The organism is Oryzomicrobium sp. (assembly GCF_036820405.1).
In the GTDB taxonomy this organism is placed as follows: Bacteria; Pseudomonadota; Gammaproteobacteria; order Burkholderiales; family Rhodocyclaceae; genus Oryzomicrobium.
This window is the reverse complement of the sequence record NZ_DAISLS010000008.1, coordinates 187,310-209,229: the sequence shown is the minus strand read 5'-3', so window position 1 is coordinate 209,229 and position 21,920 is coordinate 187,310. Positions and strand designations below refer to the sequence as shown.

18 protein-coding genes, 1 pseudogene and 1 riboswitch are annotated in these 21,920 nt (G+C 70.1%); of the genes and pseudogenes, 11 read left to right on the top strand and 8 right to left on the bottom strand.

Annotated features, from left to right (window positions below; all coding sequences use genetic code 11):
* Window positions 1–7 precede the first annotated feature (7 nt).
* Both V7Z98_RS09605 and V7Z98_RS09600 read right to left on the bottom strand, forming a co-directional pair.
* A complete protein-coding gene (locus V7Z98_RS09605; protein ID WP_442951827.1) occupies window positions 8–865 on the bottom strand; it encodes a DMT family transporter in 858 nt (285 codons plus the stop codon).
* A 92-nt stretch (window positions 866–957) separates the two neighbouring features.
* On the bottom strand, window positions 958–1,683 hold the full coding sequence (locus V7Z98_RS09600) for a YebC/PmpR family DNA-binding transcriptional regulator (protein ID WP_334157792.1): 726 nt from the start codon (window positions 1,681–1,683) through the stop codon (window positions 958–960).
* A gap of 99 nt (window positions 1,684–1,782) precedes the next feature.
* Between V7Z98_RS09600 and V7Z98_RS09595 the strand changes: the two genes are divergently transcribed.
* The 3 genes from V7Z98_RS09595 to V7Z98_RS09585 all read left to right on the top strand — a co-directional run bounded on the left by V7Z98_RS09595 (window position 1,783) and on the right by V7Z98_RS09585 (window position 7,023).
* The gene (locus V7Z98_RS09595; RefSeq protein WP_334157791.1) at window positions 1,783–3,312 is read left to right on the top strand and encodes a helicase HerA-like domain-containing protein; all 1,530 of its coding nucleotides are present in this window, start codon (window positions 1,783–1,785) and stop codon (window positions 3,310–3,312) included.
* A 190-nt stretch (window positions 3,313–3,502) separates the two neighbouring features.
* Window positions 3,503–4,525, top strand: coding sequence for an ABC transporter substrate-binding protein (locus V7Z98_RS09590; protein WP_293263629.1), 1,023 nt, complete (start codon window positions 3,503–3,505; stop codon window positions 4,523–4,525).
* Entirely contained in the window at window positions 4,522–7,023 is a 2,502-nt protein-coding gene (locus V7Z98_RS09585) for a putative bifunctional diguanylate cyclase/phosphodiesterase (protein ID WP_334157790.1), read from the top strand. The genes V7Z98_RS09590 and V7Z98_RS09585 overlap by 4 nt, the downstream gene beginning before the upstream one ends.
* Before the next feature lie 159 nt (window positions 7,024–7,182).
* Here the strand turns inward: V7Z98_RS09585 and metF are convergent, their stop codons facing one another.
* From metF to metK, 6 genes are all read right to left on the bottom strand, one after another.
* A complete protein-coding gene (metF, locus tag V7Z98_RS09580; protein WP_334157789.1) occupies window positions 7,183–8,046 on the bottom strand; it encodes a methylenetetrahydrofolate reductase [NAD(P)H] in 864 nt (287 codons plus the stop codon).
* A 46-nt stretch (window positions 8,047–8,092) separates the two neighbouring features.
* On the bottom strand, window positions 8,093–8,935 hold the full coding sequence (locus tag V7Z98_RS09575; RefSeq protein WP_334157788.1) for a TlyA family RNA methyltransferase: 843 nt from the start codon (window positions 8,933–8,935) through the stop codon (window positions 8,093–8,095).
* A 13-nt stretch (window positions 8,936–8,948) separates the two neighbouring features.
* Window positions 8,949–9,578 carry a LysE family transporter gene (locus V7Z98_RS09570; RefSeq protein ID WP_334157787.1) on the bottom strand — a complete coding sequence of 210 codons (630 nt, stop codon included), beginning with the start codon at window positions 9,576–9,578 and terminating at the stop codon, window positions 8,949–8,951.
* A gap of 123 nt (window positions 9,579–9,701) precedes the next feature.
* Window positions 9,702–11,129, bottom strand: coding sequence for an adenosylhomocysteinase (ahcY, locus tag V7Z98_RS09565; RefSeq protein WP_334157786.1), 1,428 nt, complete (start codon window positions 11,127–11,129; stop codon window positions 9,702–9,704).
* An 86-nt stretch (window positions 11,130–11,215) separates the two neighbouring features.
* Window positions 11,216–11,323: riboswitch (S-adenosyl-L-homocysteine riboswitch) on the bottom strand.
* A gap of 58 nt (window positions 11,324–11,381) precedes the next feature.
* Window positions 11,382–12,614 carry an HD-GYP domain-containing protein gene (locus V7Z98_RS09560; RefSeq protein WP_293263623.1) on the bottom strand — a complete coding sequence of 411 codons (1,233 nt, stop codon included), beginning with the start codon at window positions 12,612–12,614 and terminating at the stop codon, window positions 11,382–11,384.
* A 191-nt stretch (window positions 12,615–12,805) separates the two neighbouring features.
* A complete protein-coding gene (gene metK, locus V7Z98_RS09555) occupies window positions 12,806–13,972 on the bottom strand; it encodes a methionine adenosyltransferase (protein ID WP_334157785.1) in 1,167 nt (388 codons plus the stop codon).
* Between the two features lie 204 nt (window positions 13,973–14,176).
* Here metK and V7Z98_RS09550 point away from each other — a divergent pair.
* From V7Z98_RS09550 to V7Z98_RS09515, 8 genes and pseudogenes are all read left to right on the top strand, one after another.
* Window positions 14,177–15,094 (top strand): annotated as a pseudogene (locus V7Z98_RS09550) (lysophospholipid acyltransferase family protein); the annotation flags it as partial.
* Window positions 15,091–15,969 carry an LpxL/LpxP family acyltransferase gene (locus V7Z98_RS09545; RefSeq protein WP_334157784.1) on the top strand — a complete coding sequence of 293 codons (879 nt, stop codon included), beginning with the start codon at window positions 15,091–15,093 and terminating at the stop codon, window positions 15,967–15,969. The pseudogene V7Z98_RS09550 and the gene V7Z98_RS09545, both read left to right, overlap by 4 nt.
* Before the next feature lie 16 nt (window positions 15,970–15,985).
* A complete protein-coding gene (locus V7Z98_RS09540; protein WP_334157783.1) occupies window positions 15,986–16,528 on the top strand; it encodes a GNAT family N-acetyltransferase in 543 nt (180 codons plus the stop codon).
* A 19-nt stretch (window positions 16,529–16,547) separates the two neighbouring features.
* Window positions 16,548–17,378 carry a diaminopimelate epimerase gene (dapF, locus tag V7Z98_RS09535; RefSeq protein ID WP_293263619.1) on the top strand — a complete coding sequence of 277 codons (831 nt, stop codon included), beginning with the start codon at window positions 16,548–16,550 and terminating at the stop codon, window positions 17,376–17,378.
* Window positions 17,375–18,064: a DUF484 family protein gene (locus tag V7Z98_RS09530; RefSeq protein ID WP_293263618.1), complete on the top strand. Its 690-nt coding sequence runs from the start codon at window positions 17,375–17,377 to the stop codon at window positions 18,062–18,064. Before dapF ends, V7Z98_RS09530 begins: the two co-directional genes overlap by 4 nt.
* Before the next feature lie 59 nt (window positions 18,065–18,123).
* Window positions 18,124–19,101 carry a tyrosine recombinase XerC gene (locus V7Z98_RS09525; protein WP_293263617.1) on the top strand — a complete coding sequence of 326 codons (978 nt, stop codon included), beginning with the start codon at window positions 18,124–18,126 and terminating at the stop codon, window positions 19,099–19,101.
* On the top strand, window positions 19,098–20,276 hold the full coding sequence (locus tag V7Z98_RS09520) for a VIT1/CCC1 transporter family protein (protein WP_334157782.1): 1,179 nt from the start codon (window positions 19,098–19,100) through the stop codon (window positions 20,274–20,276). Before V7Z98_RS09525 ends, V7Z98_RS09520 begins: the two co-directional genes overlap by 4 nt.
* 237 nt (window positions 20,277–20,513) lie before the next feature.
* Window positions 20,514–21,722 (top strand): class I SAM-dependent rRNA methyltransferase, encoded by a 1,209-nt coding sequence (locus V7Z98_RS09515; RefSeq protein ID WP_334157781.1) that lies wholly within the window; start codon window positions 20,514–20,516, stop codon window positions 21,720–21,722.
* The last annotated feature ends 198 nt before the right edge of the window (window positions 21,723–21,920 follow it).

Sequence of the window (21,920 nt, the reverse complement as noted above, 5' to 3'; positions counted from 1 at the left end):
GGCCGGCTCACTTGCGCGCCAGGGCGACACCGCTCACCGCCACTGCCATGCCGACCAGGGCGGCGCCGGTGAGGGTCTCGCCGAAGGCGGCCCAGGCGATCATGGCCGTGGTCGGCGGGGTCAGGTAGAACAGGCTGGCCACGTTGACCGCGCTGCCGCTGCGGATCAAGAGGTTGAGCAGGCTGATGGCGCCCACCGACAGCACCAGCACCAGCCAGAGCAGGGCGAAGACGAACTGGCCGCTCCAGGCGATGTGGAACGATTCGCCACTGGCCGCGGCGGCCAGGGCGGTGACCAGGGCCGTGGGCACGAACTGGATGACCGCGCCGGTGCGCAGGTCGAAGTGGGGGCAGAAGCGTTTCTGGTACAGGGTGCCGGCGGTGATCGCCGCCAGGGCGAACAGGGCCGGCAGCAGCAGGGCGCCGAGGGGCAGGCCGGCCAGCTTGCTGGAGACCACCAGGGCGACGCCGACGAAGCCCAGGGCCAGCCCCAGCCATTGCCGACCGGTGACCTTCTCGCCGAGCAGCAAGCCGGCGCCCAGGGCGGTGAGCAGGGGCTGGGTGCCGACTACCAGGGAGGTGACCCCGGCGGGCAGGCCCAGGCCGATGGCGACGAACACCCCGCCCAGGTAGCAGGCATGCAGCAGCACCCCGGTGACGGCGATGTGCAGCCACTGGCGCGGCTCCTTCGGCCAGGGGGCGCGGGTGGCCAGGGCCACCGCCAGCATCAGGGCGATCACCAGCACGTAGCGGGCGAGCAGGAAGGTGAGGGGCTCGGCGTAGGGCAGGCCGAACTTGGCGCCGATGAAGCCGGTGCTCCACAACAGGACGAAGAGGAGCGGCAGGAGCGGGCGCAGGGTGGGCACAGGCGTCGGGGTTGGAGAAAAAGGCTGGAAAGGCCGGGGGCCAAAACGACGAAGCGGCGCCGGGCGCCGCTTCGTCTTTCGCCTCGGGAGGCTCAGTCCTCGAACACCGCCGAGGAGTACACCTCCTGGACGTCGTCCAGGGATTCAAGGGCGTCGAGCAGCTTCTGCATCTTCACTGCATCGTCGCCGGACAGGGGCGACTCGTTGAGGGGCTTCATGCTCACCTCGCCGAATTCGGCCTTGAAGCCGGCGCGTTCCAGGGCTTCCTTGACGGTGGTGAATTCCCAGGGGCCGGTGATGACCTCGATGGAACCGTCGTCGTTGCTCACCACATCGTCGGCACCGGCTTCCAGGGCGGCTTCCATCAGGGCGTCCTCGTCGGTGCCCGGGGCGAACATCAGCTGGCCGCAGTGCTTGAACTGGAAGGCCACGCAGCCGTCGGTGCCCATGTTGCCGCCGTACTTGGAGAAGGCGTGGCGCACGTCGGCCACGGTGCGGACCTTGTTGTCGGTGAGGCAATCCACGATCACCGCCGCGCCGCCGATGCCGTAACCTTCGTAGCGGGCTTCCTCGTAGCTGACACCTTCGAGCTGGCCGGTGCCGCGCTTCACGGCGTTGTCGATGTTGTCCTTGGGCATCGATTCGCCCTTGGCCTTTTCGATCGCCAGGCGCAGGCGCGGGTTCATGGCCGGGTCGCCCCCGCCCATCTTGGCCGCTACCGTGATTTCCTTGATCAGCTTGGTGAAGACCTTGCCGCGCTTGGCGTCCTGCCGGCCTTTACGATGCTGGATGTTGGCCCATTTGGAATGCCCGGCCATAGCTCACCTCAAACGTGATGTAGTGTCGAAAACCCGCTCTGATACGGATGCAAGAGCGTTTTAGAATCGCAAAATTCTAGCATAGCGAGGCTCTCCCCCATGGTTGCTCCCCTTCCCGTTGCCCGGCACCAGGCCGAGGATCTGTGCCTGCTGCCCGCCCTGGCCAACCGCCACGGCCTGATCACCGGCGCTACCGGCACCGGTAAGACCATCACCTTGCAGGTGCTGGCCGAGCGCTTCTCGGCCATTGGCGTGCCGGTGTTCCTCGCCGACGTGAAGGGCGACCTGTCCGGCGTCGCCGCCCCAGGGCAGGAATCGGCCAAGCTGGCCGAGCGGCTAAAGAGCCTGGGCGTCGCCGACTGGGCGCCCCAGGCGCTGCCCGTGGTGTTCTGGGACGTCTACGGCAAGCAGGGCCACCCGGTGCGGGCCACCATCTCCGACATGGGGCCGGTGTTGCTGGCCCGGCTGCTCAACCTCAACGACACCCAGGCCGGGGTGCTGCAGCTGGTGTTCAAGATCGCCGACGACAACGGCCTCTTGCTGCTCGACCTGAAGGACCTGCGCGCCATGGTCCAGCACGTCGGCGACAACGCCAAGACCTTCACCACCGAGTACGGCAACATCTCCGCCGCCTCCATCGGCGCCATCCAGCGCGGCTTGCTGACCCTGGGCGAGCAGGGGGGCGAGGTGTTCTTCGGCGAGCCGATGCTTGACATCGCCGACCTGATGCAGACCGACGGCAACGGCCGCGGCGTGGTCAATGTGCTGGCCGCCGACTCCCTGATGCAGCAGCCCCGGCTGTACTCCACCTTTTTGCTCTGGCTGCTCTCGGAGTTGTTCGAGCGCCTGCCCGAGGTGGGGGATGTGGATAAGCCCAAGCTGGTGTTCTTCTTCGACGAGGCCCACCTGCTCTTCAACGAGGCGCCGCCGGCCCTGCAGGAAAAGATCGAGCAGGTGGTGCGGCTGATCCGCTCCAAGGGCGTGGGCGTCTATTTCGTCAGCCAGAACCCCCTGGACATTCCCGAGAAGGTCCTCGGCCAACTCGGCAACCGGGTCCAGCACGCCCTGCGCGCCTTCACGCCCCGGGACCAGAAGGCGGTCAAGACCGCCGCCGAGACCCTGCGCGCCAACCCGGCCTTCGACGCCGCTGCGGCCATCACCGAACTGGGGGTGGGCGAGGCCCTGGTCTCCTTCCTCGACGAGAAGGGCCGGCCGGCCATGGTCGAGCGGGCCTTCGTCCTGCCGCCGGCCTCGCGCATCGGGCCCCTGACGGCCGACGAGCGCGGCGCGGTGATCAAGGGCTCCCTGCTGTTCGGCCACTACGAGCAGGCGATCGACCGGGAAAGCGCCTACGAAATCCTGCGCGGCCGCAGTGCCCAGACCCCGGGTTCCGCCGACGGCGCCCCGGCCGGAACGGCGGCGCCGGCCCCGTCGGGCGGCGGCCTTGGGGACGTGCTCGGCGACATCTTCGGCGGCGCCCCGGCGGCCAAGGGCGGGCGGCGCAGCGACTCCCTGGTGGAAACCCTGGCCAAGTCGGCGGCCCGGGCCCTCGGCTCTCAGGTGGGTCGGGAGATTGTGCGCGGCGTGCTCGGCTCGATCCTCGGCGGCAGCGGATCGCGCCGCCGTTGAGGGTGCCGACCCGCGCCGCAGCGCATCGGCTGCGGTCGCGGCCGGCAAGATATCCGGCCATCGCCGGCCCGCCGCAAGGCGGAGCCGGCGTTTTCGTTTACGGCGATATTCCTTGAGGCAAGTCATGATCGGGCGATAGGATTCAGGCATATTCCTTCCTGTTATTCCCCGCCTGTCCCTTTTTACCCCCATGGCTTTCCCCTTTTTTCGGTCCGGTCGCGCCGCCGCCATGGCGGGCGGGCGTCTTTGCCGCTGCCTGCTGATGCTGCTCGGCCTGGCCCTGCTGGCGGGCTGCGACAAGCCGCGGCTACCCCTGGCGGTGGGGGCCAACCCCTGGCCGGGCTACGAAGCACTGTTCCTGGCCCGGGACCAGGGGCTGGTCAGCGAAGCGGCGGTGCGGGTGCTCGACTTTCCCGCCACCGGCGAGGTGATGCGGGCCTTCCGCAACGGCACCCTGGACGCCGCCGCCCTGACCCTGGACGAGGCCCTGACCCTGGTGGGCAACGGCGAGGCGGTGAAGGTGGTGCTGGTGTTCGACGTGTCCGCCGGCGGCGACGCCGTTGTGGCCCAGCCTGGGCTGGAATCCCTGGGCGCCCTGCGGGGGCGGCGGATCGGGCTGGAGCCCAACACCACCGCCTCCCTCCTGCTCTACCGGGCCCTGAACTCGGCCGGGCTGGCGGCGGGGGACGTGACCGTGGTGCCGCTTTCCCTGGACAAGCAGCAGCGCGCCTTGCAGCGCGGCGAGGTGGATGCCCTGGCTACTTGCGAGCCGGTGCGTTCCCGGCTCGCCGCCGGCGGTGCCCGGGTGCTCTACGACAGCACCGCCATGCCCAACGAGATCGTGGACGTGCTGGTGGTGCGCCAGGCCGCCCTGGACGAGCGGCCCGGCGACGTGGCGGCCCTGGTCCACGGCCTGGGCCGGGCCCAGCAGCGGCTGATCGGCGGCGACGCGACGGTGATCGCCCAGGGGGCCCACCGCAGCAACCTCACTCCCGACCAGTTTCGCCAGGCCCTGGCCGGCATGATCCTGCCGGACATCGAGCAGAACCGGAGACTGTTGGCCCCCCGGGGGGAACTGGACGTCCAGGCCGGCCGGCTGGTGGCGTTCATGGAGCAGCAGGGCTGGTTGCGCCAGGCGCCGGCGGCCAGCGTGCTCGACGACCGGCTGGTGCGCGACGCCGCCATCCTGCCCCAGGGCGGAGGCCGCTCATGAAGCTACGCCACGGCCTGCCGGTCGCCCTGCTCGCCTTCGCCTCCCTGCTCGGGTTGGGCTTCTACCTGACCGACCGGGTGCGCAGCGCCGCCGAGGTCGAGCAGCAGGTGACGTCCCTGGCCGCCTTCAACGGCGACCGGCTGGCGGCGGAGGTGGAGGACGAGATCATCGCCGGCGACAGCGCCGCCGCCGAGCGCACCCTGGTGCGCCTTTCCGCCATGCCCCACCTGCGCCAGGCGATGGTGCTGGACGACCGGCTGCGGGTGCAGCTTGCCAGCCGCTTCAACCGCAAGGGGGCCGATTTCGCCTCGCTGCCGGGCATGCCCCCGGCCGAGCATTTCGCCGCCGCCGGCCTGCGCATGGCCGGTGAGGTGCTGCTGTCCCCCGAGCGCACTACCTTGTGGTCGATCTACCCCCTGCGCCTGCCGCCGCCTCCGGGGGAACTGCGCGCCACCCGGGTGGGCTACCTGTACCTGGAGTACGACCTGGGCGTGGCCAAGGACTTGGCACGGTGGGAAGCGGGACGGCGCTTTTTGGTCATTGGCGCCGGCATCGCCTTGCTCTGCCTGCTGCTGTGGGCCGTTCTCGACCGGCTGGTGGCGCGCCGTCTGCAAGCCCTGAGCGACGCGGCCCGGGCCTTCGACGGTGGCCGGGCCAAGGCCGAGGCCCTGGCCCAGTTGCCCAAGCCGGGGCGCGACGAGATCGGCCGGCTGTCCGCCGCCCTGGCCGGGATGATGGACGAGATCGGTCGCCACCAGGAGACCTTGGCCGCCAGCAACGCCGCCCTGTCGCGGGAGATCGACGAGCGCCGCCAGGCCGAGGCCTCCCTGCGCCTGGCTGCCCAGGTGATCGCCAGCAGCAACGACGCGATCATGATCACCGACGCCGAGCACCGCATCATCCGGGTCAACCCGGCCTTCACCCGGATCAACGGCTACGAGGCCGACGAGGTGGTGGGCAAGCCCCCCGCCATGCTCCGTTCCAGCCGCCACGAGGGCGCTTTCTACGAACGCATGTGGCAGGAGGCGGAAATCCGCGGCATGTGGCAGGGCGAGGTCTGGCACACCCGCAAGGGGGGTGAGCAGATCGCCCTGTGGCACTCGGTCACCACCCTGCGCGATTCCGCCGGCCGCCTCACCCACTACGTCATCGTCAGCTCCGACCTGTCCCGCTACAAGGAGGCCGAGGAGCGCATCCGCTTCCTCGCCAACTTCGACCTGCTCACCGGCCTGCCCAACCGGGTGATGCTCCAGGAGCGCCTGCACCGATCCATCGAGGAGGCCGCCTTCGACCGGGAGGAGCTGGCCCTGATTCTGCTCAACGTGGATCGCTTCCAGGCGGTGAACGATTCCCTCGGGCCGGGGGCCGGGGACGAGCTGCTCCAGGCCATCGCCGCCCGCCTCGGCACGGCGATTCAGGAAGGGGAGATGGCGGCACGCATGGGCGCCGACGAATTCGCCGTGCTGCTGCCCCGCTGCGGCGTGGACCGGGCCGCCTGGCGCGCCCAGCAACTGCTCGGCGACCTGTGCCGGCGCTACGACCTGAGCACCCAGCCGGTGGAGGTGACCGTCACCGCCGGCATCAGCCTGTTCCCCCACGACACCCGGGACGGCGCCGGCCTGCTGCGCGACGCCGACGCCGCCGCCCGCCACGCCAAGGAGGCGGAACGGGGCGGCTTCCGCTTCTTCGCCCCGGAAATGAACGCCCAGGCCCTGGACCGCTTCGCCCTGGAAAACGACCTGCGCCACGCCCTGGCCGCGGGCCAGCTGTTTCTCGCCTACCAGCCCCAGGTCGAAGTGGCCGGCGGCCGGGTGGTGGGGGTCGAGGCCCTGGTGCGCTGGCAGCATCCGGAAAAGGGCCTGATCTCGCCGGCCCGCTTCATCCCGGTGGCCGAGGAATCCGGGCTGATCCTCAGCCTGGGGGACTGGGTGCTCAAGGAGGCCACCCGCCAGACGGCGCGCTGGCAAGAGCAGGGCCTGGACCTGCGGGTGGCGGTGAACCTGTCCGCCCTGCAATTCCGCCAGAGCCAGCTGCCCACCCAGGTCAAGGCCGCCCTGGAAGAGGCAGGGCTGGCGGCGCACCGCCTGGAGCTGGAGATCACCGAATCCACCCTGATGGACAACACCGAGCAGGCCATCTCGCACCTGTGGGAGTTGTCGGACATGGGGGTGCAGCTGGCCATTGACGACTTCGGCACCGGCTATTCGAGCCTCGCCTACCTGAAGCGCTTCCCCCTGCAACGGCTGAAGATCGACCAGGCCTTCGTGCGCGACCTGAGCACCGACGCCAACGATGCCGCCATCGTCACCGCCATCGTCGGCCTGGCCCGCAGCCTGGGCATGCAGGTCACCGCCGAAGGGGTGGAAACCGCCGAGCAGCTGGCCTACCTGGCCGATCTGTCCTGCGACGAGTACCAGGGCTACTACTGTAGTCGGCCGATCCCGGCGGGGGATATTCCCGAGGTGGTGGCCCGCCAGGCAAACCTGCTGGAGGTCTAGGCGGGGCGCGGACTTTCAGCTATGGCGGCTGGAGAATGAGAACTGGCGCGGGGTTTCGGACAGGCTGTCTGAAACCCCGCGCCAGTTCTAGGGTTTGGGGCAGCGGTTTGCGCTACCCCGCATCGTGGTCCCGGCGGCCGTCCGTCCGGCCGCAACCCGTCACGCCTTGAGGCGGCGCACGATCTCCAGGGTCAGGTCGGCCTGGTTGAGGCAGTAGAAGTGCAGCCCCGGCGCGCCCTGGGCGATCAGGGTGCGGCACAGGCCGGTGACCACCTCCAGGCCGAATTCCCGCACCGCTTCCGCATCGTCCCCGTAGGCCTCGAACTGGCGCCGCACCCAGCGCGGGATCTCGGCGCCGCACTGGTCGGCGAAGCGGGCCAGCTTGGTGTAGCTGGCGATGGGCATGATGCCCGGCACGATCGGAATCTCCACCCCGGCGTCCCGTACCCGGGCGACGAAGTGGGCGTAGGCGTCCGGGTTGTAGAAGAACTGGGTGATGGCCGAGTCGGCCCCGGCGCGGGCCTTGGTGACGAAGGCGGCCAGGTCGGACTCGAACGAGGCGGCCTGGGGGTGCACCTCCGGGTAGGCCGCCACTTCCAGGTGGAAGCCGCCCTCGGCGGCGCTGCCGGTCTCGGCGCGGATGAAGCTCACCAGGTCGCTGGCGTAGCGGAATTCGCCCAGGCTGGCCATGCCCGAGGGCAGGTCGCCGCGCAGGGCGACGATGCGGCGGATGCCCTGGGCGCGGAAGCCGGCGAGGATTTCGCGGATGCTTTCCCGGGTGGCGCCGACGCAGGACAGGTGGGGGGCGGCGGCGCGGCCCTCATCCTGGATCTCGCGCACGATGGCGAAGGTGCGCTCCTGGGTCGAGCCGCCGGCGCCGTAGGTCACCGAGAAGAATTCCGGATTGATGGCGGCCAGGCGGGCCCGGGTGGCGCGCAGCTTGTCCGCGCCTTCCGGGGTTTGCGGCGGGAAGAATTCGATCGAGATGGGCAGGGTCGCGGGCGTCATGGTGGGCGTGGTCATGGCGTTGGTTGTCAGTCTTGCAGTCTTGGAATAATGGATTCAGGTGTCAGGCGCGGCCGGCGTGGATGAAGAATTCCCGGTTGCCGTCGCCGCCGGTGATCGGGCTGTCCACGTAGTGGTGCACTGTGAGGCCGAGGTCGGCGGCGGCGGCGCGGATGCGCGCCTCCACCTGGGGGTAGAGGGTGGCGTCCTTGACCAGCCCGCCCTTGGCCAGCTTGTCCGGCCCCACTTCGAACTGGGGCTTGACCAGCAGCAGCAGGGTGCCGCCCGGAGCGAGCAGGGCTGGCACCCGGGGCAGGATCAGGGTCAGGGAGATGAACGACAGGTCGCCCACGATCAGGTCGAAGCCGGCGGCGGGAAAGTGCTCGCCCAGGTCGGCCGGGCTCAGGGCCCGGGCATTGATGCCTTCCAGGGTGACGACCCGGGGATCGCCCGCCAGGCGCGGGTGGATCTGGCCGTGGCCTACTTCCACCCCCACCACCCGGGCGGCACCGGCGTGCAGCAGGCAGTCGGTAAAGCCGCCGGTGGATTGCCCCAGGTCGAGACAGGTCTGCCCCGCCGGGTCGATGGCGCAGGCGGCCAGGGCCCCGGCCAGCTTGAGGCCGCCGCGGGATACGTAGCGATCCTCGTCGCCGGGCAGGAGTTGCAGCGGCGTGTCGTCGGCCAGTTCCAGGCTGGGCTTGGCCACGGCCTCCCAGCCCTTGCCCAGGTCGGCCAGCACCCGGCCAGCGGCGATCAGGCGCTGGGCGGCGGTGCGCGATTCGGCCAGCCCCCGGGCCACCAGGGCCTGGTCGGCGCGCTGCCGGCCGGCGGGACGGGCGTGAGAGGCGGGCGCCTTGTGCGCCGGGGCTGCGCGCTGGGCGCGGCGGTGGAAGGAATCCATGGTCATGGCCGGTGTCGGTTCAGCGTTCCGCGCTCAGCAACAGGCGCAGGCCGAGCACCGCCAGGGCGGCGCCGAAGGCCCGCTCCAGCCAGTGGCCGCAGCGCAGGAAGGCGGCGCGCACCCGGGGCTGGGTGAAGAACAGGGTGACCAGGGCGAACTGCAACGCCATCAGCCACAGGCCGTAGGCGGCCAGGCGCGGCAGGGGCGTGGCCGGGCTGAGGACCAGGGTGAACAGGGCGAGGAAGTACAGGGGCGCCTTGGGGTTGAGGGCGTTGGTGAGAAAGCCCCGGCCCAGGTGGCGCAGGGCCGACTCGGGCGCGGCGGTGCCTTCCGGCGCGTCGTCACTGCCCGGCGAGGTGGCCGGCCGGGCGCGCAGGCCCTTCCAGCCCAGGTAGAGCAGGTAGGCGCCGCCGGCCAGCTTGAGAGCGGCGAGCCAGGCGGCCGAGTGGGCGATCAGGGCCGCCAGGCCGGCGGCGGAATAGGCGATGTGCACCGCCAGCCCCAGGGCGATGCCCAGGCTGGTGAGCAGTCCCGCCCGCCGTCCGGCGAGCAGCGACTGGCGGACTACCATGGCGAAGTCGGGGCCGGGCGTCGCCGCCGCCAGTAGATGCACGGCGGTGAGGGTGGCAAAAGCCGAGAGTCCGTCCATGGTGTGGCTCCGCAAGGGCGCAGCACTTCCTCAGCGAGGGAAGGCGCCGCGCCAGCAAGGTGTTCGGTCGCCCAGCCGGCGCCCCGCGCATTGACGTGGGGCGCCGGCTGGGACGTGGGCCGCTTAGTAGCGGTAGTGGTTGGGCTTGAAGGGACCGTTCTTGGGCACGCCGATGTAGGCGGCCTGGGCGTCGGTCAGCTCGGTGAGGTTGGCGCCGATCTTCTTCAGGTGCAGGCGGGCGACCATTTCGTCGAGCTGCTTGGGCAGCACGTATACGCCCACCGGGTATTGCTCGGTCTTGGCGTACAGCTCGATCTGGGCCAGGGTCTGGTTGGCGAAGGAGTTGCTCATGACGAAGCTGGGGTGGCCGGTGGCACAACCCAGGTTCACCAGGCGGCCTTCGGCCAGCAGGATCAGGCGCTTGCCGTCGGGGAAGATGATGTGGTCCACCTGGGGCTTGATGTTTTCCCACTCGTACTGGCGCAGGCTGGCGACTTCAATCTCGGAGTCGAAGTGGCCGATGTTGCAGACGATGGCGTTGTTCTTCATCGCCTTCATGTGGCCGTGGGTGATCACGCCGACGTTGCCGGTGGTGGTGACGAAGATGTCGCCCAGGGCGGCGGCTTCGTCCATGGTCACCACGCGGTAGCCTTCCATGGCGGCTTGCAGGGCGCAGATCGGGTCGATCTCGGTGACCCAGACGGTGGCGCCGAGGCCGCGCAGGGACTGGGCGCAGCCCTTGCCCACGTCGCCGTAGCCGAGCACCACGCCGATCTTGCCGGCGATCATCACGTCGGTGGCGCGCTTGATGCCGTCCACCAGGGACTCGCGGCAGCCGTAGAGGTTGTCGAACTTGGACTTGGTGACCGAGTCGTTGACGTTGATGGCCGGGAATTTCAGCTCGCCCTTGGCGTGCATCTGGTAGAGGCGATGCACCCCGGTGGTGGTCTCCTCGGTGACGCCCTTGATCTGGGCCAGGCGGGTCGAATACCAGGTCGGGTCCGTCTTCAGCTTGGCGCGGATGGAGGCGAACAGCACCACGGCTTCCTCGCTGTCCGGGTTGTCGAGCACGGACAGGTCCTTCTCGGCCCGGGCGCCCAGGTGCAGCAGCAGGGTGGCGTCGCCGCCATCGTCGAGGATCATGTTGCTGAAGACTTTTTCACCATTCGCCGCCGCCGGCCACTCGAAGATGCGGTGGGTGTAGTCCCAGTAGTCTTCCAGGGATTCGCCCTTGATGGCGAACACCGGCACGCCGCTGGCGGCGATGGCGGCGGCGGCGTGGTCCTGGGTCGAGAAGATGTTGCAGGAGGCCCAGCGCACTTCGGCGCCCAAGGCGGTCAGGGTCTCGATCAGTACCGCCGTCTGGATGGTCATGTGCAGGGAGCCGGTGATGCGGGCGCCCTTCAGGGGCTGCTTGGCGGAAAATTCTTCGCGGATCGCCATCAGACCGGGCATTTCGGTCTCGGCAATGCGGATTTCCTTGCGGCCCCAGTCGGCCAGGGAGAGGTCGGCGACGCAGAAGTCGCCCTTGAGGTCAGCCACAGCGTTCATATAGAACTCCGGATCGTGTGGCCGGGGGGATGGGGGTGCGGCAGTCTGCTCACCCGTCTCCGAACCCGGCAGGGTTGAAAGACATATGCGGGTGAGCGCCGTTGACCTGGGTGCCACGGCAGGGTGCCGGGCACCTTCCGAGCCTGACCGGTCGGTCGCCAAACGGCGGACCGGCTGCAACGCTCCTCGGAAGAAGGCGGATGATACGTCCCCGGCGCGGTTTGCTCAATGCCCGGCGCCGCCCGGGGCGGGTCAGAGGGGTTCGGCGGGGCCGCCCCAGAGCTGGTTGAGGTCGGGGAAGCGCCACTTTTCCGGGTCTTCCCGGCTGGCGATCTTTTCATGGCAGCCGGGCTGGCCCAGGTCCACGATCTCGGGACGGATGCGCGCCTGGGCCTTGGTCGAGTAGAACACCTTGAGGCGCGGCACCAGCAGGGACTTGGGGTTCTGCTCCATGACCACCCCGAGGCGGCCCGATTCGAGGCGCACCAGGGAGCCCACCGGGTAGATGCCCACGGTCTTGACGAAGGCCTTGAACACCGCCGGGTCGAAGTGGCCCTCGGCCCATTCGGCCATCTTGCGCAGGGACTCGGCCGGGTCCCAGCCGGATTTGTAGGGGCGGTTCGAGGTGATCGCGTCGTAGACGTCGCAGACCGCGCCCATCTTGGCGTAGAGACTGATCTGGTCGCCCTTGAGGCGCTCCGGGTAGCCGCTGCCGTCGATCTTCTCGTGGTGGTGCAGGCACACGTCCAGGGCCACGTCGCTCACCCCGCTGCCGGCCAGCAGCATGGCGTGGCCTTCGGCCGGATGGCTCTTCACCGCTAGGAACTCGGCGTCGGTGAGCTTGCCCGGCTTGTTGAGAATGGCCGGGTCGATGGCCATCTTGCCCAGGTCGTGGAGCAGGCCGGCCATGCCGGCTTCGCGCACTTCGGGTTCGCTCAGGCCCAGTTCCCGGGCCAGGGCGATCATCAGGGCACAGACCGCCACCGAGTGCATGTAGGTGTAGTCGTCGGCAGTCTTGAGTCGGGCCAGGCTGATCAGGGCGCCGGGGTTGCGCAGCACCGAATTGGAAATCTCGTCTACCAGGGGCTGGGCGTTGGCCGCGTCCAGGGCCTTGCCCATGCGCGCTTCCTGGAACATGGAGGTGACCGCCTGGCGCGACTTGGCGCAGATGCGGGCGGCCCGTTCCAGCTCCATGGACATGGAGACCTTTTCGATAGCCGGCGCGGGCTCGCTGCCGGCGGCGCGCAGCAGCTCGCGCTCCACCGCGGCGTCGGATTCCTCCTTGGCCTGGCCTTCGGCCACGTCGAAGCCTTTGGTGGTGTCGATCCACACCTCGCGGATGCTGCTGTCGAGAATGCGCTGGATGTCTTCCGGGTCTTCGAGCAGGAAGGCGGAGCGCCAGAACGGGTGCTCCATCCAGGAACCGCAGAGTTCGTGCAGGTGCATGCCGACCCGCAGATGGTCGACCGAGATTCGCTTGAGCATGCGCGTATCTGAAATGGGTAGGCTGCCTAGTTTATAGGCACGTGCCGGAACGGACCAAAGAAATACGCCACGCTCCCCCTGTCTGGACCGGCCAGCCCAGGCTCGGCCGGCCGAAACGATGACGGGGAGCCGAAGCTCCCCGTCGCGGTCGGTCCCGGCTGGCGCCGGAACCGGGCCTTGCTTGCCCTGCTTTACAGCCCGGCGGCGGCGCGCAGGATCTGCGCCTTGTCGGTGGCTTCCCAGGTGAATTCCGGCTCGTCCCGGCCGAAGTGGCCGTAGGCGGCGGTCTTCTGGTAGATCGGGCGCAGCAGGTCGAGCATCTGCACGATGCCCTTGGGGCGCAGATCGAAGTGGGCGCGCACCAGTTCGGTCAGCTTCTCGTTGGTTACCTTGCCGGTACCGAAGGTCTCGACCATGATCGAGGTCGGCTGGGCCACGCCGATGGCGTAGGACACCTGCACCAGGCACTTGCTGGCCAGGCCGGCGGCGACGATGTTCTTGGCCACGTAGCGGCCGGCATAGGCAGCGGAACGGTCCACCTTGGAGGGGTCCTTGCCGGAGAAGGCGCCACCGCCGTGGGGGGCGGCACCGCCGTAGGTGTCGACGATGATCTTGCGCCCGGTCAGGCCGCAGTCGCCTTGCGGGCCGCCGATGACGAAGCGGCCGGTGGGGTTCACCAGGTACTTGATCTCGCCCTTGATCAGCTCCTTGGGCAGCACGGGCTTGATCACGTCCTCGATCACCGCCTCGCGCAGGCTGTCCAGGGGGATGTCCGGAGAGTGCTGGGTGGACAGCACCACGGTGTCGATGGCCACCGGCTTGCCGTCCTCGTAGCGGATGGTGACCTGGGACTTGGCGTCCGGGCGCAGCCAGGGCAGGCGGCCGTCGCGGCGCAGCAGGGACTGGCGTTCCACCAGACGGTGGGACAGGTAGATCGGCAGGGGCATCAGGGACGGGGTTTCGTCACAGGCGTAGCCGAACATCAGGCCCTGGTCGCCGGCGCCCTGGTCCAGGCCGTCGTCGTGGGCCTTGTCCACGCCCTGGGCGATGTCCGGGCTCTGCTTGTCGTAGGCCACCAGCACGGCGCAGCCCTTGTAGTCGATGCCGTACTCGGTGTTGTCGTAGCCGATGCGGCGGATGGTGTCCCGGGCCACCTGGATGTAGTCCACGTTGGCGTGGGTGGTGATCTCGCCGGCCAGCACCACCAGGCCGGTGTTGCACAGGGTCTCGGCGGCGACGCGGGCCTTGGGGTCCTGGGTCAGGATGGCGTCCAGGATGGCGTCGGAAATCTGGTCCGCGACTTTGTCGGGATGGCCTTCGGAGACGGACTCCGAAGTGAAGAAGTAGTTGTTCGACATGAGTGGTGCACGCTCCAAAAACAAAATCCCCGGATTGTTGCCGGCGTACCGGCTCCGGGGATGCGAGCGGTGACGCTTTAGCAGTATTTGTCGCCGGTTTTTCATGGCCGGCGCCGCCCTGCAAGTTGTCCGTTTAACTCGGCGGTCCGATAATTCTCGCTTTTTGGCCGGACCCGGTCAAGCCGACGGGCACTAAAGACCCTATTCATGTCCCTGATTTACCGCCTTATTTTCAAAGGAATCGCCCGGCTGCCCCTGCCGCTGCTGCATGGCGCCGGCGCCATGCTCGGGCGGCTGGCCTACCGTTTCGCCCCCCGCGTCCGGGAGCAGGCCCGGGCCAACCTTGCCCTGGCCCTGGGGGTTGCCGAGGCCGACCGGCTGCTGCCGGAGGCGATGGCTGAGTCCGGCAAGGGCGCCCTGGAGTTGCCCTCCACCTGGCTGTCCTCCCTGGAGGCGGTGACCGACCGGGTCAAGCGGGTGAGCGGCTGGGAACACGTGGCCGAAGCCCAGGCCCGGGGCAAGGGAGTGATCTTCCTCACGCCCCACCTGGGCTGCTTCGAGATCGCCGCCCAGTACCTGGCCCGCCACGCCCACGGGGTGCCGATCACGGTGCTGTATCGGGAGCCCAAGCAGGCCTGGATGAAGGAATTCCTCCTGGCCGGCCGGGTGCGCGGCGACCGGATGCGGGTGGCCGCCGCCGATCTGGCCGGGGTGCGCACCCTGATCCGCGCTCTGAAGCACAAGGAAATGGTCGGCCTGCTGCCCGACCAGGCCCCCGGCGCCGGCCAGGGCGAGTGGCTGCCCTTCTTCGGCCGCCCCGCCTACACCATGACCCTGGCGGCCCGGCTCACCGAGACCGGCGCTGCCACCCTGTTCGTGTACATGGAGCGCCTGCCGGGCGGCGAGGGTTACCACTACCACATCCGCCCGCCGCTCACGCCCCTGGAAGGCGATACCGTGGCCCGCGCCGCCCAGATCAACCGGGAGGTGGAGGCCATGATCCGGGAATGCCCGACCCAGTACCTGTGGGCCTACAACCGCTACAAGCAGCCGTCCGGCGCACCGCCGGCGCCGAACGCCGATGCCGCTGCATCCATGAACACTCCGCCGACCTCAGCATGAGCAAATTCTTCACTTACATCGCCCTGGGCCTGCTCTGGCTGCTGCACTGGCTGCCCCTGCCGGCCTTTGTCGCCATCGGCCGCGGGCTGGGCAGCCTGTTCTACTGGCTGGCCGCGCCGCGCCGCAAGGTCGTGCTGACCAACCTCAAGCTGTGCTTTCCCCACCTGTCCGACGCCGAACGGGTGCGCCTGGCCAAGGACCACTTCGCCATGGTGGCGCGCAGCTTCCTCGAGCGCAGCATCCTGTGGTTCGCCCCCGAGGCGCGCATCCGCCGCCTGGTGCGCTTCAAGAACCAGGAGCGCTTCGACGCCCTGGTCGGCCAGCCGGTGATTCTGCTCGCCCCCCACTTCGTCGGCCTGGACTGGGGCGGCGCGCGCATCGCCATGAGCTACGACTGCGCCAGCATGTACGCCCACCAGAAGAACCCGATCCTGGACAAGTGGCTGCTGCACGGTCGCACCCGCTTTGGCGACCAGCAACTGCTGTCGCGCCAGGACGGGGTGCGCGGCATCGCCCGGGCGCTCAAGGCGCACCGGCCGTTCTACTACCTGCCGGACATGGACTACGGCCCCCGGGATTCGATCTTCGTGCCCTTCTTCGGCGTCCAGGCGGCCACCATCTCCGGCCTGCCCCGGCTGGCCACCCTGGGCCGGGCAACGGTGCTGCCGGTGGTCACCCGGGCCCTGCCCGACGGCGCCGGCTACGAGGTGGAGTTCGGCGAGCCGTGGACCGACTACCCCACCGACGACCTGGAGGCCGATACCCGGCGCATGAATGCCGAGATCGAGCGCTGGGTGCTGACCATGCCCGAGCAGTACTACTGGGTGCACAAGCGCTTCAAGACCCGCCCGCCGGGCGAGCCGCGCATCTACTGAGGAACTGAGGACGGTCATGAGCAACGCTTCCCGACTGCCCGCCGGCGCCGCCATCCGCCCCATGGATGCGGCCGACATCGGCCCGGTGGCCGAACTGGCCCGGCGCATCTGGCAGGCCACCTACCCGGGCATCATCACCCAGGGCCAGATCGACTACATGCTGGCGCAGCGCTACAACGCCGCCGTGCTGGCCGAGGAACTGGGCCGGGACGACGTGGCCTGGGACGTGCTATGGCGCGACGGCGCGCGCATCGGCTTCGCTTCCACCCTGTTTTCGCCGGAAGGGGATGAAGCCAAGCTCGACAAGCTCTACCTGGACCCGGCCCACCAGCGCGGCGGCCTGGGCGGCGCCCTGATCGCCCACGTGGTGGAACGGGCCGCCGCCCGGGGCTGCCAAACCCTGGTCCTGGCGGTCAACAAGCACAACGCCCCGGCCATCGGCGCCTACCGCAAGCACGGCTTTGCCGTGCGCGAATCCGTCACCAAGGACATCGGCAACGGCTTCGTCATGGACGACTTTATAATGGTCCGCAATCTATCCAGCACCACCCCGCGTTGACGCGTTACGCTACCCCATCATGAACCTCAAGTTTTCCAAGATGCACGGCCTGGGCAACGACTTCGTCGTCATCGACGGCGTGCGCCAGTCCGTAAACCTCAGCGCCGCCCAGGTGCGCGCCCTGGCCGACCGCCACTTCGGCGTCGGCTGCGACCAATTGCTGCTGGTGGAGCCCGCCTCCCAGCCCGGCGTCGATTTCCGCTACCGCATCTTCAACGCCGACGGCGGCGAGGTGGAGCAATGCGGCAACGGCGCCCGCTGCTTCGTGCGCTTCGTGCACGACCAGGGCCTGACCGACAAGCGCGCCATCCGGGTCGAAACCCAGAAGGGCATCATCGAACCGCGCCTCAACGACGACGGCGAGGTCACGGTGGACATGGGCGTGCCGGTGTTCGAACCGGACCAGGTGCCCTTCGTCAGCCCCAGCCGGGAGACGGTCCAGCCCCTCCAAGTGGGGGACGAGGAGGTCCTGATCACCGCCGTGTCCATGGGCAACCCCCACGCCGTCCAGGTGGTGGCCGACGTGGACAGCGCCCCGGTGGAGCGCCAGGGGCCGATCATCGAATCCCACCCGCGCTTCCCCAGGCGGGTCAACGCCGGCTTCATGCAGGTGGCGGACCGCCACAGCATCCGCCTGCGCGTCTATGAGCGCGGCGCCGGCGAGACCCTGGCCTGCGGCACCGGCGCCTGCGCCGCCGTGGTGTCCGGCATCGCCCGGGGCCTGCTCGATTCCCCGGTCCGGGTCGAGACCCGGGGCGGCTTCCTGACCATCGCCTGGGGCGGCGAGGGCACCCCGGTGCTCATGACCGGCCCGGCCGTCACCGTCTTTTCCGGAGAAATCACCCTATGAGCGCCACCACCGCCGCCCTGCGCGCCGAAGACGTCGCCCACTACTTGCAGAACCACCCCCAGTTCTTCGAGGACTACGCCGACCTGATGGCCCGGGTGGTGATTCCCCACCCCCACGGCGGCCGCGCCATCTCCATCACCGAGCGTCAGATGCTCACCCTGCGCGAGCAGAACCGCACCCTGGAAGGCCGGCTGATGGAGTTGATGCGCTACGGCGAGCAGAACGACGCCATCTCCGAGAAGCTGCACCGGCTGGCTGTCTCCCTGGTGGCCGCCGCCTCGCCCCTGGCCGTGGCCAACGCGGTGCACATGCAACTCAAGGAAGACTTCGAGGTGCCCCACGTGGCCCTGCGCCTGTGGGACACTCCGGCGGGCATGGGCGAGGGCGCCGAGCTGCCCGACTTCCTGGCCTTCGGCGAGGAGCTGGCGGTGTTCGCCGAAACCCTGGGCAAGCCCTACTGTGGCGCCGCCCACGGCTTCGAGACCTCCTCCTGGTTCGGCCCCGACGCCCCCCACGTGCGCTCCCAGGCTCTGATCGCCCTGCGCAGCGGCGGCGCCACCCTGGGCATGATCGCCCTGGGCAGCGAGGACGCCCAGCGTTTCTACGCCGACATGGGCACCCTGTATCTGGAGCGCCTCGGCGAGCTGGTTTCGGCTGCCTTCCTGCGGGTGGCCCGCCCGGCCTGAGCGCCATGACCGCCCGGGCCAAGCCGGCTCCCCGGCCTCGCACCGGGGGGGCGGCGCCAATGCAGCGCCTGCCCTCCGGCGCTGAACCGACCCTGGCCCCGGCGCCGGCCGTGGCCCCCGCCGATGCCGCCCGCATCGCCGCCTTCTGCGCCGAGCTGCGCGACCAGCGCCGTTCCTCGCCCCACACCGTGGCCAACTACGGTCGCGACCTGGAGCGGCTGGCCGGCCTGGCCGCCGGGCTGGCCTCGCCCCTGACCCTGGACGCCATCCAGGGCCACCACATCCGTCGCTTTGCCGCCACTCTGCACGGCGGCGGGCTGTCCGGGCGCTCGATCGCCCGGCTGCTCTCGTCCTGGCGCGGCTTCTACCGCTGGTTCGCCGCCCGGGGCGGCCCGGGTGCCAATCCGGTGGAAGGGGTGCGGGCGCCCAAATCGCCCAAGCGCCTGCCCAAGGTTCTCTCCCCGGACGAGGCCCAGCGCCTGCTCGACGGCGACGATCCGGGCGCCGGCGACAACGCCGACCCGCGCCTGCTCTGCCGCGACAAGGCCATGTTCGAGCTGTTCTATTCCTCGGGGCTGCGCCGCGCCGAGCTGACCGGCCTTAACCTCGATTGCCTGGCCGACCTGGCCGGGGGCGAGGTGCGGGTGCTGGGCAAGCGTTCCAAGCCACGCATCGTGCCGGTGGGGTCCGCCGCCAAGGCCGCCATCGAAGCCTGGCTGGCGGTGCGCGGCGAGCTGGCCGCGCCGGACGAGCCGGCCCTGTTCGTCTCCCGCCTCGGGCGCCGCCTGTCGGACGCCATGGTGGGGGTGCGCCTCGACCAGCGGGCGCGCCGCCTCGGGCTGGAGGTGCATGTCCATCCCCACATGCTGCGCCACTCCTTCGCCTCCCACGTGCTGCAATCCTCCGGCGACCTGCGCGCCGTGCAGGAGATGCTCGGCCACGCCAGCATCGCCTCGACCCAGGTCTACACCCACCTGGACTTCCAGCACCTGGCCAAGGTGTACGACGCCGCCCACCCCCGGGCCAAGCGCAAATGAGCGCCCCGGACGACTCCACTCCCTCTGTCCCACCCCGGGGCGGTCGCGCCAATCCCGACGACCTGCGCCGCTACCGGCGCAACCTGCAGAGCGAGGTGGACAGCGCCGCCCTGTACCGGGCCATGGCCGACCACGAGCCCCAGCCCGAGCTGGCCGACGTGTACCGCCGCCTGGCCCAGGTGGAAGAGGCCCACGTCGAGTTCTGGTGCCGCCGCCTGGTCAAGGCCGGCGCCCAGCGCCCGCCCCTGCTGCCCTCCTGGCGCGCCCGGGTGCTGATGGCCCTGGCCCGGCGCCTGGGGGCCAAGACCGTGCTGCCGGTGGTGGCCGCCCAGGAAAGCCAGGACCGCACCACCTACGACGCCCAGCGCGAGGCCAGCGGCACCCAGATGCCCGCCCAGGAACGCTCCCACGCGCGCCTGCTCGCCCGCCTGGCGTCCCCGGGCGGTGCAGCCTGGGACGGCGGCGCCTACGCCCGGCTCGAAGGCCGCCATGGCGCCGGCGGAGGTAACGCCCTGCGCGCTGCCGTGCTGGGAGCCAACGACGGGCTGGTGTCCACCTTCAGCCTGGTGATGGGGGTGGCCGGCGCCCAGTTCGAAGCCTCCACCGTGCTCGCCACCGGCCTGGCCGGCATGCTCGCCGGCGCCTGCTCGATGGCCATGGGCGAGTGGATCTCGGTACAGAGCAGCCGGGAGATGTACGCCCGGCAGATCGCCGCCGAGGCCGACGAACTGGCCGAGGTGCCCGCCGAGGAACAGGCCGAACTGGCCCTGATCTACCGGGCCAAGGGCTTCGAGGCCGCCGAGGCCGAGGCCATCGCCGCCCGGGTGATCGCCGACAAGTCCGCCGCCCTCGACACCCTGGCCCGGGAAGAGCTGGGCATCAACCCGGACGACCTGGGCGGTTCCGCCGGCAACGCCGCGACGGCCTCCTTCGCGGTCTTCCTGGTGGGGGCGCTGGTGCCGGTGCTGCCCCTCTTTTATCTCGACGGCCAGACGGCCATCGTTGGCTGTGCCATAGCCAGCGCCCTGGGCCTGTTCGCCATCGGCGCCGGCATCTCCCTGTTCACCGGCCGCCATGCCGCCTGGTCCGGGCTGCGCCAGCTGGCCATCGGCCTAGCTGCTGCCGCCGTCACCTACGGGGCCGGGCGCGGGCTGGAAGGGCTATTCGGCAGTTAGGGGGCGTGGCGGGAGTCGCGGCACTTTCTAACCCTTGCCCCGATACTGCCTGCCGTGCCGCTGCCGAGTCTCTGCCCTATCCTGTCGGCCCCGGCGCCTGCTTGACCCCCGGGGTGCGCGCGCCGCTGGCATCCCCCGCTCCGGGTCAGTACACTCCCGCCTTCGCGGCGCCTTCCGGGCGCCGCAGTGCGTTTTTCCGTCTTCCCCCGTTTTCTCCCGTTCTGCGAAAGCCTCCCCATGGCCCAACTCGTCCTCCTGCCCGGCAAGGACCGCTCCCTGCGGCGCCGCCACCCCTGGATCTTCGCCGGCTCGGTCGGCCGACTGGAGGGCCGGGCCCGGCCCGGGGACACGGTGGAGGTGCTGGCCGACGACGGCACGCCGCTCGGCCGGGGCGCCTACAGCCCCAAATCCCAGATCCGGGTGCGCATGTGGACCTTCGACGCCGCCGAATCCATCGACGACGCCTTCTTCAAACGCCGCATCGTCGCCGCCGTGGCCCGCCGCCAGGCCCTGCCCGAGCTGGCCGCCGATCTGGGGCCGGAGGGCGGGGTGCGCCTGCTCCACGCCGAATCCGACGGCCTGCCCGGGGTGATCGCCGACCGCTACGGCGACACGGTGGTGGTGCAGCTCACCAGCGCCGGCGCCGACAAATGGCGCAAGGCCATCGTCCATGCCCTGCTCCAGGCCGGCGCCCCCCTGGGGGTGACCCGGGTCTATGAGCGCTCCGATTCCGACGTGCGCGCCATGGAGGGGCTGGAGCCCACCACCGGCTGGCTGGCCGGGGAAGGGGAGGCGCCGCTCTCCATCGTCGAAAACGGCGTGCGCCTCGGCGTGGACGTGGCCGGCGGCCACAAGACCGGCTTCTACCTGGACCAGCGCGAAAACCGGCTGCTCACCGGCCAGCTGGCCAAAGGCAAGCGCGTGCTCAACTGCTTCTGCTACACCGGCGGCTTTTCCCTGCAAGCCCTGGCCGGCGGTGCCGCCCACGTGGTGTCGGTGGATTCCTCCGGCCCGGCCCTGGAACAGGCCAAGCGTAACCTGGCCCTCAACCCGGGGCTCGACCCGGCCCGGGCCGAGTGGCGCGAGGCCGACGTGTTCGAGGAGCTGCGCGCCATCCGCAAGTCCGGCGAACAGTTCGACCTGATCATTCTCGACCCGCCCAAGTTTGCCCCTTCCGCGGCCCACGCCGAGCGCGCCTCCCGGGCCTACAAGGACATCAACCTGCTGGCCCTGCGCCTGCTGCCTCCGGGCGGGCTGCTGCTCACCTATTCCTGCTCCGGCGGCATCGGCGTGGACCTGTTCCAGAAGATCGTCGCCGGCGCCGCCAGCGACGCCGGCCGCGACGCCCGCATTCTGCGCCGCCTGGCCGGCGGCCCGGACCACCCGGTGGCCCTGGCCTTCCCCGAGGGCGAATACCTGAAGGGCCTGCTCGTCCAGGTGGACTGAGCCGGGGCGGCCGGGCGGCGACCCGCGCTCTGCCCCGTGCCTTCGTCCCCATGGGACGCGGCCAGCCGGCCGGGTGCCATGGATGAGGCTGTCAGGCCGCCGCCGCACCGTGGAAATTTCGGCACGGGCCTGGGACTCTCCCGGGGCGGTGTGCCACCCCCCTGCAATCGCCGCGACTGGCGGGCATCTCCGCGTTGC

Bases quoted from the DNA above. Each gene is read 5' to 3' on its own strand.
- V7Z98_RS09545 (WP_334157784.1), top strand. From the start codon at position 15,091: ATGAGCAAATTCTTCACTTACATCGCCCTGGGCCTGCTCTGGCTGCTG.
- V7Z98_RS09575 (WP_334157788.1), bottom strand. From the start codon at position 8,935: ATGACCATGGATTCCTTCCACCGCCGCGCCCAGCGCGCAGCCCCGGCG.
- V7Z98_RS09590 (WP_293263629.1), top strand. From the start codon at position 3,503: ATGGCTTTCCCCTTTTTTCGGTCCGGTCGCGCCGCCGCCATGGCGGGC.
- ahcY (WP_334157786.1), bottom strand. From the start codon at position 11,129: ATGAACGCTGTGGCTGACCTCAAGGGCGACTTCTGCGTCGCCGACCTC.
- V7Z98_RS09570 (WP_334157787.1), bottom strand. From the start codon at position 9,578: ATGGACGGACTCTCGGCTTTTGCCACCCTCACCGCCGTGCATCTACTG.
- V7Z98_RS09585 (WP_334157790.1), top strand. From the start codon at position 4,522: ATGAAGCTACGCCACGGCCTGCCGGTCGCCCTGCTCGCCTTCGCCTCC.
- V7Z98_RS09530 (WP_293263618.1), top strand. From the start codon at position 17,375: ATGAGCGCCACCACCGCCGCCCTGCGCGCCGAAGACGTCGCCCACTAC.
- V7Z98_RS09560 (WP_293263623.1), bottom strand. From the start codon at position 12,614: ATGCTCAAGCGAATCTCGGTCGACCATCTGCGGGTCGGCATGCACCTG.
- V7Z98_RS09515 (WP_334157781.1), top strand. From the start codon at position 20,514: ATGGCCCAACTCGTCCTCCTGCCCGGCAAGGACCGCTCCCTGCGGCGC.
- V7Z98_RS09520 (WP_334157782.1), top strand. From the start codon at position 19,098: ATGAGCGCCCCGGACGACTCCACTCCCTCTGTCCCACCCCGGGGCGGT.
- metF (WP_334157789.1), bottom strand. From the start codon at position 8,046: ATGACCACGCCCACCATGACGCCCGCGACCCTGCCCATCTCGATCGAA.
- dapF (WP_293263619.1), top strand. From the start codon at position 16,548: ATGAACCTCAAGTTTTCCAAGATGCACGGCCTGGGCAACGACTTCGTC.
- V7Z98_RS09540 (WP_334157783.1), top strand. From the start codon at position 15,986: ATGAGCAACGCTTCCCGACTGCCCGCCGGCGCCGCCATCCGCCCCATG.
- V7Z98_RS09600 (WP_334157792.1), bottom strand. From the start codon at position 1,683: ATGGCCGGGCATTCCAAATGGGCCAACATCCAGCATCGTAAAGGCCGG.
- metK (WP_334157785.1), bottom strand. From the start codon at position 13,972: ATGTCGAACAACTACTTCTTCACTTCGGAGTCCGTCTCCGAAGGCCAT.
- V7Z98_RS09525 (WP_293263617.1), top strand. From the start codon at position 18,124: ATGCAGCGCCTGCCCTCCGGCGCTGAACCGACCCTGGCCCCGGCGCCG.
- V7Z98_RS09595 (WP_334157791.1), top strand. From the start codon at position 1,783: ATGGTTGCTCCCCTTCCCGTTGCCCGGCACCAGGCCGAGGATCTGTGC.